The sequence below is a fragment of the Streptomyces katrae genome (assembly GCF_000966975.1).
Lineage (GTDB): Bacteria > Actinomycetota > Actinomycetes > Streptomycetales > Streptomycetaceae > Streptomyces > Streptomyces katrae.
In genome coordinates, this window is record NZ_JZWV01000544.1 from 1 (window position 1) to 13,909 (window position 13,909).

Sequence of the window (13,909 nt, forward strand, 5' to 3'; positions counted from 1 at the left end):
CCTGTCCGCTCGCGGTCGGTGAGGCCGCGGGGAGGCCCGGCAGCGCGAACGCCTTGCGGCCTTCCTTCACGCTGGTGTGCTTGATCCAGCCGTCCGGCAGCCGCAGGACGTGGCGCCGCAGCTGGCAGCCGGTGGCGCGCATCACCGGGGAGAGGTGGCAGGGGTCGGCGTGCCGGGCTCCAGGGAGCGCAGGACGTCGTCGCCGACCGTCGCGTGGTCGCCGCCGGTGGCGATGCACCGCTCCGGGTTGCCGACGCGGGTGTGCCGCCAGTCCTGCCGGGTGCCGATGATCTGCTCCGCCCAGTCCATCGCCGCCTCGACGTCACGGTCGTACTTCTCGGTGAAGCCCTCGTGGCAGCCCAGGAACTTGCCTTGCCGGCTGAGCTGCCAGCCGAAGACGCCGTCGGTGAGGTAGGTCGGGGTGAGGACGTAGCGCGGTAAGGCCATGGAGTCTCCCTGGTTCGGCCGACCCGGGCTGGCTCGGTGTCCGATGAACACCCCAGAAAGGCGAAATAGGGGGGCGCACGTACGGAATGGATTCCAATGGATCGCGACCCAATCTTGCCCTGGATTGCGCCATTTGGCCGGCTCAACGGATCGGATCTCCCGCGGGGTAAACGACCAATTTCGCCCCCCTGTTGAGAGGATTACCTCGGCGGAGCGCACTGCTGGTGGGGCCGCCCCGGTCCGCAGCAGTCCGGGGCAGCCCCACCGACCTTCAGTACCAAAAACGGCCCTCCTGCCAGGCGTCCCACGCCCAGACCGCCAGTGCACCGGCCGCTGCGCCGCCGGCAGCGGCCAGCGCCCAGGGCCAGCCGCCGAGGAAGCCCGCGGCGAGCACGCCGCCGAGCACGAACAGAGCCACCAGCCCGTAGAGCCGGAGGCCACTGCGCCGACCAGCCGACAGAGCGGGGGCGGGGCGGGGCGCGCCGACACGGCCGCCGATGTAGCCCCGTGCGTTGAGAGCGTGGACACGGGCGGTCGCCGGGCAGCAGCCGAGCTGCTCGGCGATCTCGTTGAAGCCCCACTCCTCGATGTAGCGGAGGTAGGCGACTTCCTGTCGGCGCTGTTGGGGCATCAGCTGGATGAGCCTGGTGACCTCTCGCGCGGCGATGAGGTCCTCGGTTGTGGCGGACGGGGCGATGCTGGTCCAGCTGACGGTTCCCTGTTCGGTGTGGGCCGCTGGATCCCCGTCGGCCCGCCGGTCGGCTGCGGAGGCGTGGCGGGCGAGGCGGCGCCGGGCCACGGTGTAGAGCCAGGCGCGGGGGACTCGGATGGTGTGCCAGGTGTGCAGGGCCTGCTCAAAGGTGTCCTGGACGAGCGCCTCGATGTCGACGTCCTGCTCGGTCAGTCCCCAGGCGATGGCCCGCCGGCGGACTGACCGGATCAGCGGACGGTGGTACAGCGTGTAGGCCGTCTCGAAGGACATCGTGGCCGTGGCGCCGCACTCGGCACAGCAGCTCTCGTCGATCACTGGGCGCCTCCGGCGGGCTTGCCGTCCTCGGCGCGCGGGGCGACCTTGGCCCGGGCCAGTTCGGCGCGGGCGCGCAGCAGCATGCTCTGGGCGAGGGCGTCGGCGACCTTCAGCACCGCGGGCGCGGTGCTGATCAGCATCAGCGTCACGGGATCCATCATGGCGGCGTACCTTCCAGTGCGTCCCGCCATCGGCGGATCCCGGTCAGGGCACCTCGGCGGATACCAGTTGGTGGCGCGCGCGGCCCAGGGCGTTTAGCGTCCAGGTCAAGATCTTTTCGAGCGTCAGGTCCTGGCCCGCAGGTTGCTCGACTCAGCCCGGGCACCCTGCGTACCGGCCCGCCTGAAGCCGCCTACGACCAATTCCATCCCCTGGGGCCACTGGATCAAGACGACGCGACTGTTCCCCCGCGACCTCGGGCAGGGTTCACCCGTCGCCGGACGGTCCGGCGGGGGAGAGGGAGAAACCTGATGAGCCAAGATCTGAACGCCGAGCTGTCCCGCATCTATGAACGCTGCATCGAGCAGGTACGCGCGATCGCGGCGCTCGACCCGACCAAGCCCGTCGAGGGATGGGACCAGTACACCTGCACGGCCGCCAAGGAGTTCGCGTCGGACGTCGAGATGGCGTGGATCGGGGCTCACCCCGAGCACGAGGTGCGCGACACGTACTGGGCAATCATGGGCGGCGTTCCGATCGAGCATGAAGACGTCCTCGCGGACTCGCCTACGCGCTACATCACGTACGGGCTGACGTCCTTCGCCCGTGTCCTGCAGTGCATCGAGGCCATGCGCGTCGGCCGATTCGACCCGCACGTGCCGGGCGGCATCATCCGAAACGACGAGGACTGAACCAACCGGGGCCGGCACTCAGCTCCACGGCTTGCCCAGGAAGGACAGCGTCAGCGGTCCAGCAGACCGAGCTTGCTGTCAGGCCGACACAGCGGGCACGCCAGAACGGAGGGAGCCGTCGTCCAGCTGCGGAGGTAGCGGCAGGAGCGGGTCGGGGCCGGGCACCGTCTACGCCGCCTCGGCCGTGGCGGGCTCGCCGGCAGGCTCGTCTGCCGGTCGAGTCTGCTTCTTCAGGTCCATCCGGGCGGCGACCCGCTTCTCCACCGGGACGGTAGCCCAGTAGGGGTGTTCTCCGACGGCGATGGCCAGCTCGCCGAGCTCGCTCTGGATTCGGTTGACGGTCTCCTTCTCCTCCGTGCTCCAGCCCGGGCTGTCGGGAACATCGCCCCGGTGGGGGTAGCGCTCACCGCGCGCCCAGCCCGCCATGGGCTCCACGCTCCACGGCAGGGCCGCGAGGAGGGCGCGGTGCTCGGCGTAGGCGCGGTACAGGCGCTCCTGCAGCTTGAGCAGGTCGTCCGGGAAGGATCCGGCGCCGGAGTCAGCCCCTCCGCTATCGTAACTCTGTTCGAGTCATGGATGGAATCCGGCGCTCCGCTCAGTCACCCATGCAGCCCGATCCGGCCGTCCGGGGAGCCGCACCGTGGCGGCCCCGGTGGGAGGCTGGGAGGGGAGGGGCACGCGAGCGGAGGTGGCGGTGCGTCCCATCTGGTCCGGAGCGATCTCCTTCGGTCTGGTCACTTCTCTGAACGAGCGAGCATCGGCCTTGGGCGTCGCCTGGACGCCTAGAACTCGATCGCCAATCGCCAGGATCCTCGGCGTCAGCCGGGCACCCTTGCAACCACATTCCTGACTGGCAGGAACTTCGCGCCTCTCGCCGCATCCTGGGGCAGCTCACCACCGGCTGCTTGTTCCATATCCCCGTTGTCGCAGGTAGGGGCCCGATTCCAGCCGCGAGACGCGTTCGGGGAGCGGTCACGGTGACCGCTCCCCGAACGGAAGCCTTGGTGTCGATGAGCCTGCTGTGCAAGGTGCGCCGTTCCCCGCCACCAACCGGTCCCGGACTCCGCATTGACGGCCGCGAATGCGGCTGGGAGGGCTCTACTCCGAGGGTAGCGCCGCCGGCCTCGACCAGGGATGGAGCAGGCGCTCAGTCTGCCAATCACCCCTTAGAGGTCCTAACAAAGGCGTTGGACGTGGCGGTGGGTGATGAGGCAGGTGGCGAGGCCGAGGAAGGCCTCATGGATGTCGTCTCGACGTTCCCATCGGATGCGGAGTCGGCGGAAGCCGTGCAACCAGGCGATGGTTCGTTCCACGACCCACCGGTGGACGCCGAGGCCGGACCCGTGCGGGATTCCTCGGCGGGCGATCACGGGTTTGACCCCGGTCGCCCAGACCAGGCGCCTGTACTTGTCGTGGTCGTAGCCGCGGTCGGCCAGGAGTGTGTCGGGCCGTCTGCGTGGCCGGCCGACGAGGCCGGTGACCGGCGGGATCTTCCGCAGCAGTGGCATCAGTTGGGTGACGTCGTTGCGGTTCCCGCCGGTCAGTGACACGGCGAGTGGGACGCCCTGTCCGTCGACGATCAGGTGGTGCTTGCTGCCCGACCGTGCACGGTCGACCGGGCTGGGACCGCTTTTGGGCCCCGCCGAGCGGCCCGGACGTGGGAGGAGTCGATCACCGCCCGCGACCAGTCCAGCTTCTTCGCGACCCGCAGCTTCTTCAGCAGCATCAGGTGCAGCTGGTCCCAAACGCCCGCCTCGTTCCACGCGGCCAGACGCCTCCAGCAGGTCATGCCCGAGCCGAAGCCCAGCTCCTGCGGCAGGTACTCCCACTGAATCCCGGTATGCAGGACAAACAGGATCCCGCAGAGCGCCTGCCGGTCCGGCACCCGCGGGCGCCCCTCCGCCCGCTTCGGTGCCGGCTCGGGCAACAACGGCTCGATCAGCGACCACAGTTCATCCGACACGATCCACGGCCTCGACTGACGCTTCCCCACAGCCAGGCCAACGACCACCCGGGGCCGAAAGTCACATGATCAACGGCTTCTGTTAGGACCTCTTAACGTCATACCGCTGTTCTTTGGTGTTCTGTCACCGGGACTCCCCGCCTCAATAGATCGCAACCTTTCCGTCCCCCTGCTACTTGAACTCGACGCTCCCATCCGCGGACCAGAGGGAATTGCCGACCAGCAACCATTCATCATTGCCGAGAGTGCTGTGGTTGGTGGAACTCGCGGCCGCGTCGGGGGCGGGTTCCGCTGCCATGGCCGGCGTGGCGGCAGCCGCGGCAGCAGCACCAGCGACAAGGGCTGTGGTCACAATGCGCTTGATCATGCCCTGATGAACGACCCTGCCCCGGAAGGTGTCACGGCTGCCACCAGGGTGACCTTGAAGAGGGTCCGGACCCGCCTTGCGCGTCTCCCGGTGCCGGGGGCTGCGCCTGCGGTGTAGGCAGGTCATCAGCCGCCCTTGTCTGCCGAAAGGGCGTCGGCGAGCTCGTCGTGGCTCATGCCGGACCGGCCGCGGATGCCGGCCTTGGTGGCCTTCTCATACAGCTCGGCCTTGGTCAGCGACTGCGGCGCCCGACCGCCCGGGTAGCGGTTCGCGCGGACCGCGATCTGGCTCTAGCGGTCGACCCTCGGAGTGAACAGCCGGCCCGTCTCGAAAGGCTCCTCCGGCAGCGGCGTCAGCAGCGGCCGCTCGACCTCGAAATACTCGTCGATGGTCCACTGCCGCGAACCGAGCCGGCGCCGCCTGTCGTGAAGGTCCCACTGGTCGACGAGTTCGTTCAGCTCGGCCAGCGAGTCGACCTCGGGCACCGGAGTGAAGTGGTTGCGGCGGAAGCGACGCGGGTGGAACCGACCGAAGACCATCAGAGGTCCGAACGAACCGTGAGAGGTTCCCACGGTGCCTTTGCCTGAAAGAGGGGTCGCGGCATAGCAGGCAGATACCGCCACCAGCGAAGATGCCCGTCATGACCACGGATCAGACCCTCCATCCCCTCCAGCGGCCGCACCCGGCACCTGTGGTGTTCGGCGCGGGAGCGGCCATCGGCACCCTGGGCGGGATGATCGGACTGGGCGGCGCCGAATTCCGCCTGCCGCTGCTGATCGGCCTCTTCGGCTTCGCCGCGCTCTCGGCCGTCATCCTGAACAAGGCGATGAGCCTCGTCGTGGTCCTGGTCGCGCTGCCCGCCCGCCTCGCCGCGGTCCCGGCCGGCGAGGTCGCCGCCCGCTGGCCCGTCGCGGTCAACCTGCTGGCCGGCAGCCTCCTCGGCGCCTGGGCCGGAGCATCCTGGGCAGTCCGCATGCGCAGCACCACCCTCTACAGGGTGCTGGCCGTCCTGATGGTCCTCATGGCCGCCGCCCTGGTCCTCACCCACGTCACCACTCTGGACACCCTCGCGCTGCCTCTCTGGGCCCAGATCCCCGCCGGCGTTGCGGCGGGACTCGGCATCGGGGTCGTCGCCGCAATCATGGGAGTCGCCGGAGGCGAGCTGCTCATCCCGACGATCGTGTTGCTGTTCGGCGAGGACATCAAGACTGCCGGAAGCCTCTCCCTGCTGGTCTCCCTGCCGACCATGCTGGTCGCCTTCGCCCGCTACAGCCGCGACGGCAGCTTCGCCGTCCTCGGCGCCAACCTCCGCTTCACCGCAACCATGGCCGCCGGCTCCATCGCCGGGGCGGTCCTTGGCGGACTACTCCTCGGCGTGTTCCCGGACCTGGTCCTCATCCCCGCGCTGGCCGTGATCCTGCTCATCTCAGCGGTCAAGCTCGCCCGCCACCACTGACTCCAGCAGCGTTGAGCACCCCGCCTCAACACCGTGATCAATCGCGCCGGGATTTTCTGTACCTGGAAGACCGGCGGTCTTCCCGCCCAGCCTGGCTACGGTCTTCCACGACATGGGGCGCCGGGCACCCTGGCTGCCGGCGAGACCTTCGCGGAAGCCCGCGAGGCTGACGCGCAGGGCCTTGCGGTCACGGGTTCGCCACAGGGCGATGAGTAGCCACGTGGCGATGTTGAGCGGGACGCGGTTGCGGGCGCTGAGCCTGCAGAAGGTGTCGTGCCGTGCCGGATCGGTGGCCGGGACGTATCGGCCGTGTCCGCCGAGGTCCCAGAGCCTCCAGGCGGGCTCCACCGCTTCGTGGAAGAGAGAAGTGCCCCGGCCATCCGCCGGCGCGCTCGTAGGTGTCGCGGCGGACCATCACCACGCCTTCGGCCATCACGGTGCGAGGTGGGGGTCCTTGCGGAACTCAGCGACCGGCCGCGCGAGGGTGTCGGGGGCAGGGAGCAGGGCGTCGTCGTCGAGGAAGATCAGGTACTCCCCCTTGGCGTCGGCGGCGCCGATGTTGCGGCCTTCGGGGATGCCCACGTTCTCGGGGAGGTCGATGGTGCGGACGCCTTCAGGGACCTGTTCGGGGACGCAGCCGTTTCCGATCACGACGATGTCGAGGTCGACCTCCTCCTGGGCGAGGAGGGAGGCCATCGCGCGGGGGAAGTCCTCGGGACGGTCGTTCATCGTCACGACGACGGCACCGATCGTGGGACGTCGTGTTGCGCCTGTGCTCACAGAAGTGCCCTCCCTCTCACGTTCTGCACGTGGCCCACAACCCTGGTGGGTGGTGTCGTTGGCGGATGCCGCGCCGGAGGTGGCGAACGCCGTCACGGCGACCTCCGGTGAGACGTGCAGGGCGTCTGCGACAGCTGGTGCCACCGCCAGGAGCCGGCGGCGTGCACCTGCGGGTAGGCGCTGACCGCGTACACAGCTGCGGGCGGTGAAGACACCCGCAGCCTGGTGACGGGTGAACTTCCGCGATGTTCTCGCGGGGTCCAGCTGGTGCCTGTCCGGACCGGGGTGGCGGTGGAGGTCGGCCTGGCCCATGACGCACTGTTCTGCCACGGCGCGTTCGGCGCTTGAGCGGCCGAGTGCGTCCAGGACCGATGCCCTCTACAAGCGAGGCTCTAGGCTGTCGTACCGTGAACGACGAGGCGGACGATCCGACAATAATCAGTGAGCCCAAGTACATCGCACGCGATGACGTCCTCCAGCGCGCCGTGGCCGGTGACATCATCCATCTGCGGGAGCTGGGGTCGTACCTCACCACCCGCTACGCGGCCGCCGCCCACGCCGCCCGGATACACGGAACCGACCTCTCCCTACCTCCAGCTCCTGGGCGAACAGGAAGCCGCCAGCGGATCCATGGGGCTCGAACTGCCGCTCATGGCGACGATGCTCGCCCAGCACCAGCAGGCGGCAGTCCTCGCGCGGACGGTGTTCGCCGACGCCCCCGAGGAGCACTGGCTCCGCGAGCTGCGGACCTGCCTGTTCCACGAGTTGCTGTTGCGCGGTGTGGACCCGGACGAGTTCCCGGCCCTGCGCCCCAGCGGGCTGCATCCCCTGTCCTGGCTCCCCGACCGCCGCCGCCCCCTGGAGACCGAACCCGACTTCACGCGCCATTCCGTGCACGGCTCGTCCAGCGGAGTGAAGAGCGGCCTGCCGGGGCACGGCCGTATGGATCCGCCAACCCCCCGGCCGAGCGGCAGATCACCGCTGATCAACTCCGTGACGGTGGACGAGCACGAGCTCATCGTCACCGCCGCCGAAGGGAACTGGGGCTACGCCGAGGCCTGGGTCTTCCGGCCCGACCAGCCCATTGCCCCAGCCCAGGTGCCCGACCTGCTCCCCACCCTGCCGATGGAGTGCGTCGCGGACCTCGGCCCCGCCGGCCGCTACGAGATAGCCGCCCGCCCCGTGGGCGACATCTGGTCCCTGCTCTTCGCCACCGCTTCCATGGGGGGCTTCTACAACTCCGGCAGGTACGGGGCCTGGGGCCGGCTGCAGGCATGGCGCTCACTCGCGGGCCTGTGCGGCCTCCCGTTCCACGCGAGCGCGGGCGAGGTGGAACACCTCGCCGAGCAGTACACCTGGTTCCACTTCCAGACCGACTCCGAGTTCTTCCACAACGACGGCGACGACTACGGCATCGCGGCCCTCTCCCCGGACGGGCTGCGCCTCGCCGTCCTGGCGGCCACGGACACCGACTAGTGACCTGAGTCAGAGATTCGTCGGCAGTAGGCGGCGACTTTGTCGAGGATCTCGTCGGCGGTCTTCGTCCAGATGAACGGCCTGGGGTTCTCGTTCCAGTCGGCGAGCCAGGCCCGGATGTCGCGTTCGAGGGCCCGGACCGAGCGGTGGACGCCGCGCTTGAGCTTCTTCTGAGTCAGCTCGGCGAACCACCGCTCGACGAGGTTCAGCCAGGACGCGCTGGTCGGCGTGAAGTGCAGATGGAACCGTGGGTGGGCCAGCAGCCACCGCTTGATGTCGGGCGTCTTGTGGGTCGCGTAGTTGTCCAGGATCAGATGCACCTGCAGATCAGCCGGGACTTCCTTGTCCAGCTTCGCGAGGAACTTCTTGAACTCCGCCGCTCGGTGGCGGCGGTGGAGAGAGCCGATGACCTTGCCGGTGGCGACCTCGAGGGCGGCGAAGAGGGTGGTGGTGCCGGCCCGGACATAGTCGTGGCTGCGGCGTTCGGGGACGCCGGGCACCATCGGCAGGACCGGCTGGGACCGGTCCAGGGCCTGAATCTGCGACTTCTCGTCCACACAAAGGACCAGGGCCTTCTCCGGCGGGTCGAGATACAGACCGACGACGTCGCGGACCTTGTCGATGAACAGCGGGTCCGTGGACAGCTTGAACGTCTGCGACCGGTGCGGCGCCAGGGCGAACGCCCGCCAGATCCGCGAGATGCTCGACTGCGACATCCCCGTGGCCGCGGCCATCGACCTGGTCGACCAGTGGGTCGCGTTCTTCGGTGTCTCCTCAAGCGTCTTGACGATGACCCGCTCGACGTCAGCGTCGGTGATCTTCCGTGGGACACCCGGCCGCGGGTCATCACACAAGCCGTCCAGGCCCCGCTCGATGAAGCGACGCCGCCAGGTGCGGACCGTGTCCGGAGCGATCCGCAGCCGCCGCGACACCTCCATGACCGAGTGGCCTTCGGCGCACTCCAACACGATCCGCGACCGCTGGGCCAGAGCCTGAGCCGTCGTCCGACGACGTAACCAACCCTCCAGCACCGCCCGCTGGGCATCAGTGACCGACAACGGCGGAATCTTCGGACCCGGACGACTCATGCCCGACTAACGACGAATCTCTGACTCAGGTCACTAGTAGGGCTTTGTTAGTTGGTGTCGTAGGGCTGCTATGGGGTGGTCTGTCGGCAGTTGGGGCAGGTTCCGGTCCAGGTGGCGATGAGGTGTTGGAGGAGGTCCAGGGCCTGGTAGAGGGTCAGGCCCTGGCAGGGGCTGTTGGGCTGCTCCGCTGTTCGGTCAGGAACAGGTGGGCGGCGGTGACGAGGGTGACGTGCCGGTGCCAGCCGGTGAACGAGTGGCCCTCGACGTGGTCCAGGCCCAGAGCGGATTTCAGCTCGCGGTAGTCGTGCTCGATCCGCCAGCGGGACTTCGCCAGACGGACCAGGTCCTCGGCGGGGATGTCATCGGGCAGGTTCGAGATCCAGTATTTGACCGGCTCGTCGTGTCCCTCCGGCCACTGGGCGATCAGCCAGCACGCCGGGATCGTGCCGTCGGCGGCGGGTTTGGGCCGCCGACCGGCGAGGCGGACGCGCAGGAGCACAAAGTGCGAGCTCGGCGCGGCCTTGGAGCCCTTGCGCCAGGTCAGCGTCACTCCCCGGTCCCGACCCGCGGCCATCACGTGTTCGCGTAAGGAGAGTGGGCGGGTGCGGTAACGCGGCAGCGGACGCGGCCCGAGCCCGCCGTATGCGGGCTGGTGCGGTTCCGCGTCCTGCCCGTGCGCGGTCATCTCGGCTTTCGCCTGGAGGACCTAGGCCAGTCCGCGTTCTTCCAGGCCGTGGCGGAAGGCAGCGTTCGCGCCGTATCCGGTGTCCGTGACCAGCGTGGCGGGCCTCAGTCCGGTCCCTGCGAGTTCGTCGAGCATGTCCGAGGCCGGCTGCCACTTGGGACGGTGGTGTTCGGTTTCGGGGATGCGGCATGCCGTGCGCCGCCCGGCGGCCTCGGCCCTGTCCCAGCTCTGGGGCAGGCAAAGGCGCCAGGACAGCGGGCACGAGGCGGTGTCGGAGGCGGCGTGGACGCTGACGCCGATCTGGCAGTTGCCGACCTTGCCCAGGGTGCCCGAGTACTGGCGGGCCACCCCGGGCGAAGCGGTGCCGTCCTTGGGGAAGCCAGTGTCGTCCACCACCCACACCTGCGGACGCATCACCTGCACGGCCCGCCATGCCAGCCGGGCCCGCACCTGATCGACCGGCCAGGTCGACGAGGTCATGAACTGCTGCAACTGCTGGTGATCGACACCCAGACGCTCCGCCATCGGCTGCATCGACTTCCGCCGGCCCTCCAGCAGCAGACCCCGCAGATACAGGCTGCCCTTGGCCCGCTGGTCCCGCCGGACCAGCGGCGCGAACACCTCGGAGGCGAACAACTCCAACCGAACCCGACACGCAGCAAGCTCACCCGCCCTCGTACAAGCAGCGAACTACCGAATACCAACCGTGACAAGACCAGCTAACAAAGCACTACTAGACCACGCCCCGCAGCAGCTCTCCCTCGACGCCGGCGACAACCGCGCGCGAGCCGTCGAAGCCGTCGCCGACCGTCTGCCCGCTACGGCCCCGGCGCACCGCGACCCGCCACCCTCGCCACCACCAAACGGACCAGCAAGGGAATGCCCGGCGCCGAAACGTTCCTGCCAGCACTGCCAACACCCGGAAGGAACCACCCATGACTACGCCCGTGGCCCCCACCCCCGCGGCCGCCCTCCCCTGCGCCCCCTCCCAGATCGGGTCGTATGCGAAGTGCAGACAGCGCCCAGAGGGTCCTCCAAGAAGAGCCCCAGGTACCGGACCGTGCGTGTCTGCAGCGCGAAGCCCAGACGGTTGTGACTACCGCGCGGCCTGCTCATCCGTCAGAAACTCATCGGCACGCGGCGGACCGTACCCGCCTGCCGGTCACCTCGGCCTCTGGTCCGCCCTCGCCCCGCTCCTCCCGGGCCAGTGCGTCCTCGAAGATCAAGGGCGCGACAGCAGACGGCTTCTGGGCCGGCACGACGTACCACCTCACGGTGGTGCCCGCTGACCCAGGCGACAGGGCGAACGGGAGCCTTCCGGTTTCGCTACCCGAACGGCGGTTTTCTTCCGATATGTCCCTGTCCTAGCCTCCTGTCGAGCCGTAGGAGCCGTAGGAGCCGCAGGAGGCACCCGGATCGGAGAAGTCATGCACGGCTGGAGCACCCGTCGCCGCCATCGACCGAGCGGCGCCGCTCTCGCGGGCGTACTGCTCTGCGCGGCGGCGGCCACACTGCTGACAGGCTGTTCCGGTGGCGGCTCGTCACCCGAGCCGGACGATTCGCCGGAGGTGACCGCGACTCCCTCGGGGAACGAACACGAGACGGACGAGCAGCGACGCGAGCGGGAGCGAAAGGAACGGGAGAAGGACAAGGGTGGCTTCAGCCGTGCAGGGCGCCTGTCCGACGGCTTCTCCGGGCACTGGCCGGATCTCTTCATCAAGACCGTGGAGAACCCGTCGGCCGAGACCTACACGGGTACGGTCACCGTCACGGACTGCACCCCCGACGAGCCGGAAAGGCCGGCCAGCCCGGCGAGCCAGTCGGTCACGGTGGCCCCGGGCGACTCGGCCGAAGCCTCCTTCAGTCTCCCCTCGGACGTACCGGCCGACCACCCACGTCTGATCTGCTCGACCCTGAGCAACGGCGGCGGCGTAACCGACGAGGGCACGGACACGATCGACCTCGGGGGCGGCGTGTCGCCGAGCCCGGACTCCAGCCCACCGGAGCCGAACCCGAACCCCGACTCCACCCCGCCCGACACCGACTCCTCCGAAGACGTCGGCTGAGCCCGCCCGCGCGAAGGGGACCGCATGGCCGAAGGGGATGTCGGCACCGGAATCCGCCCCTGGCGGAACTGGGTGGTCACGCTCGCCACCCTGGTGGCCCCCACCACCTTCATCGGCGCCCTGCTGCTCTACTTCGGCTATGCCTACACCGACGCCCTCTACGAGCACTTCGGCGTTGACGCCGCCACCCTCGGCTTCTCCACCCAGGACTACGCCCTGCGCAGCGCCGGCGCGCTGTACATCCCCGCCGGCACGGCGCTCACCGTCGCCCTGGCCGGCGTCCTCGTCTACTACGCGGCACGCACCGTGGGAAGCCGCGGAACCCCGGGGCCGCCATGGCTGCGCTTGACGCCCTATCTGCTCTCCGCCGGCGGCGCGGTCCTCTTCGTCGTCGGCATGCTCGGCGGCTTCGGCGCGTGGGAGGCCGGAGCGATGGACACCCCGCTGCTCCTTGGCAGCGGCCTGGTGCTGATCGTGTACGGCCGGGTCCTCGCCTTCAGGCTCGCCGACGCCGCCTATCCGGTGGCCCGCGAACGGCTGGCGCTCGCCCTCGTTGTCGCGCTGGTCGGCCTGTGCTCGTTCTGGGCGGCCCACGCCTACGCGAAGGAACACGGCGACGACGACGCCCGCTACCTGGCCCACCACCTGTGGCTGCGCCCCGCCGTGACCCTCGACACGGTCGAGCGCCTCTACTTCCCACCGGGCCAGGTCCGCGAGACCCGCCTCCCCCCGTCCGGCACGCCCCAGCGTTTCCGCTTCCGCTACGAGGGCCTCCGGCTCCTCGCGGAGGCGAACGGCCGGATGTTCCTCATCCCGGAGGACTGGGCGACGAGGGGCGGCAGCGTCCTGATCGTCCCGGCGAACGACACGGTCCGCGTCGCCCTCAGCCCGGGCTGAAGCGCACGCGGGATCCCAGGCTGCGTCCGCGTGACGACCCAGTGGCCCGTATCTTCGACGGGCACCCGACCGGGCTCGCCGAACTCCACGGTCGGCGAGTCATCGTCTGCTCCGGCGGGCCCGCCCAAGGAACTGCGCAGCCCGCCAGCCGGTCGCTGTGCCGGGGCCGCCTGGTCGCCGCGGCAGCCGGCAGGACCGGCCCGCATCTTGGGTGCCCTGGGCCGTGGCCGCGGCGTTGAAGGGATGTGAGTGACCATCACCAGGCGGCTCACGCCCACCATCGGCGCACAGCACCACGGCAGCGAAAGGACGTTTCCGCGTCCGGGGCTGGAGCCGATCTTCACGGAGCTCGCCCGGCAGTGTCCGGCGATCACCGGAGCAAGCGACCTGCCAGACGTTGATGATCAAGCCCGATGTCAAGGAACGAGCTGTTCCCCTCAGGCGGACGGCCGGCGTCGGCGTCGGTGCCTGCCGGTTCCGATGATCAGCCCGCCCCCGGCGGCGGTCACCAGCGCGGCGATACCGAGCAGCCGGCCGGTGTCCCGGGCGTCGGCCCCGGTCTCGGCAAGCCGGCCCTTGCCGCCCGGAATGTGCACGGGGACGACGACCTCGCTCCCGCCGTTCGGGCCTGCGGGGGCGCCGCCCGGGGCATGGGCGTCCCCGTTTCCGTTCCCCCGGTCGGGGTCGTTCCCGGGGCCCCGCCCTTCCTCAGGGTCTTCGCCGTTCCCCGGGTCCCCCGGGTCTTCGCCGTTCTCCGGCTCTTCGCCGCCTTCGGCCGGAGCGACGATCTTCGACCAGGCATAGGC

General features: G+C 69.6%; 13 protein-coding genes and 4 pseudogenes. 5 read left to right on the forward strand and 12 right to left on the reverse strand.

What is annotated here, in order from left to right; all coding sequences use genetic code 11:
- Positions 1-141: 141 nt before the first annotated feature.
- The 3 genes from VR44_RS19640 to VR44_RS45160 all read right to left on the reverse strand — a co-directional run bounded on the left by VR44_RS19640 (position 142) and on the right by VR44_RS45160 (position 1,635).
- The gene (locus VR44_RS19640; protein WP_045948853.1) at positions 142-447 is read right to left on the reverse strand and encodes a hypothetical protein; all 306 of its coding nucleotides are present in this window, start codon (positions 445-447) and stop codon (positions 142-144) included.
- Between the two features lie 271 nt (positions 448-718).
- On the reverse strand, positions 719-1,474 hold the full coding sequence (locus VR44_RS19645) for an RNA polymerase sigma factor (protein WP_045948854.1): 756 nt from the start codon (positions 1,472-1,474) through the stop codon (positions 719-721).
- The gene (locus VR44_RS45160) at positions 1,471-1,635 is read right to left on the reverse strand and encodes a hypothetical protein (RefSeq protein ID WP_157880363.1); all 165 of its coding nucleotides are present in this window, start codon (positions 1,633-1,635) and stop codon (positions 1,471-1,473) included. Before VR44_RS45160 ends, VR44_RS19645 begins: the two co-directional genes overlap by 4 nt.
- Positions 1,636-1,944: 309 nt before the next feature.
- On the opposite strand from VR44_RS45160, the gene VR44_RS19650 reads away from it, so the two are divergent.
- Positions 1,945-2,325: a hypothetical protein gene (locus VR44_RS19650; protein ID WP_045948855.1), complete on the forward strand. Its 381-nt coding sequence runs from the start codon at positions 1,945-1,947 to the stop codon at positions 2,323-2,325.
- 168 nt (positions 2,326-2,493) lie between these two features.
- Here the strand turns inward: VR44_RS19650 and VR44_RS19655 are convergent, their stop codons facing one another.
- From VR44_RS19655 to VR44_RS19670, 4 genes are all read right to left on the reverse strand, one after another.
- A complete protein-coding gene (locus tag VR44_RS19655) occupies positions 2,494-2,751 on the reverse strand; it encodes a hypothetical protein (RefSeq protein ID WP_052713720.1) in 258 nt (85 codons plus the stop codon).
- A 749-nt stretch (positions 2,752-3,500) separates the two neighbouring features.
- Positions 3,501-4,291, reverse strand: a protein-coding gene (locus VR44_RS42750) for an IS5 family transposase (RefSeq protein WP_425424518.1) whose coding sequence is annotated in 2 segments (ribosomal slippage) — positions 3,501-3,955 and positions 3,955-4,291 — 792 coding nt in all. Because the reading frame shifts where the segments join, the coding sequence is not laid out codon by codon here.
- 169 nt (positions 4,292-4,460) lie between these two features.
- Positions 4,461-4,655, reverse strand: coding sequence for a hypothetical protein (locus VR44_RS45165; RefSeq protein WP_157880364.1), 195 nt, complete (start codon positions 4,653-4,655; stop codon positions 4,461-4,463).
- Between the two features lie 290 nt (positions 4,656-4,945).
- Positions 4,946-5,194, reverse strand: coding sequence for a hypothetical protein (locus tag VR44_RS19670; protein ID WP_045948858.1), 249 nt, complete (start codon positions 5,192-5,194; stop codon positions 4,946-4,948).
- A 101-nt stretch (positions 5,195-5,295) separates the two neighbouring features.
- Here VR44_RS19670 and VR44_RS19675 point away from each other — a divergent pair, with 101 nt between their 5' ends.
- Entirely contained in the window at positions 5,296-6,111 is an 816-nt protein-coding gene (locus VR44_RS19675; RefSeq protein ID WP_045948859.1) for a sulfite exporter TauE/SafE family protein, read from the forward strand.
- Between the two features lie 65 nt (positions 6,112-6,176).
- Here VR44_RS19675 and VR44_RS42755 read toward each other — a convergent pair.
- Positions 6,177-6,891 (reverse strand): annotated as a pseudogene (locus VR44_RS42755) (glycosyltransferase family 2 protein); the annotation flags it as partial.
- A gap of 630 nt (positions 6,892-7,521) precedes the next feature.
- On the opposite strand from VR44_RS42755, the gene VR44_RS19685 reads away from it, so the two are divergent.
- On the forward strand, positions 7,522-8,367 hold the full coding sequence (locus tag VR44_RS19685) for a DUF6183 family protein (protein WP_052713721.1): 846 nt from the start codon (positions 7,522-7,524) through the stop codon (positions 8,365-8,367).
- Here VR44_RS19685 and VR44_RS19690 read toward each other — a convergent pair.
- The 3 genes and pseudogenes from VR44_RS19690 to VR44_RS49175 all read right to left on the reverse strand — a co-directional run.
- Positions 8,364-9,455, reverse strand: a complete 1,092-nt coding sequence (locus VR44_RS19690; RefSeq protein WP_045948860.1) for an IS630 family transposase — start codon at positions 9,453-9,455, stop codon at positions 8,364-8,366. The two genes, VR44_RS19685 and VR44_RS19690, sit on opposite strands and share 4 nt — an antisense overlap.
- Before the next feature lie 154 nt (positions 9,456-9,609).
- Positions 9,610-10,782: pseudogene (locus VR44_RS19695) on the reverse strand (IS701 family transposase).
- A gap of 381 nt (positions 10,783-11,163) precedes the next feature.
- Positions 11,164-11,244 (reverse strand): annotated as a pseudogene (locus VR44_RS49175) (DUF4158 domain-containing protein); the annotation flags it as partial.
- 464 nt (positions 11,245-11,708) lie between these two features.
- On the opposite strand from VR44_RS49175, the gene VR44_RS19700 reads away from it, so the two are divergent.
- Both VR44_RS19700 and VR44_RS19705 read left to right on the forward strand, forming a co-directional pair.
- Positions 11,709-12,206 (forward strand): hypothetical protein, encoded by a 498-nt coding sequence (locus VR44_RS19700; protein ID WP_045948861.1) that lies wholly within the window; start codon positions 11,709-11,711, stop codon positions 12,204-12,206.
- Between the two features lie 24 nt (positions 12,207-12,230).
- Positions 12,231-13,103 (forward strand): hypothetical protein, encoded by an 873-nt coding sequence (locus VR44_RS19705; protein ID WP_045948862.1) that lies wholly within the window; start codon positions 12,231-12,233, stop codon positions 13,101-13,103.
- Positions 13,104-13,540: 437 nt separating this feature from the next.
- Here the strand turns inward: VR44_RS19705 and VR44_RS19710 are convergent.
- Positions 13,541-13,909 (reverse strand): annotated as a pseudogene (locus VR44_RS19710) (hypothetical protein); the annotation flags it as partial.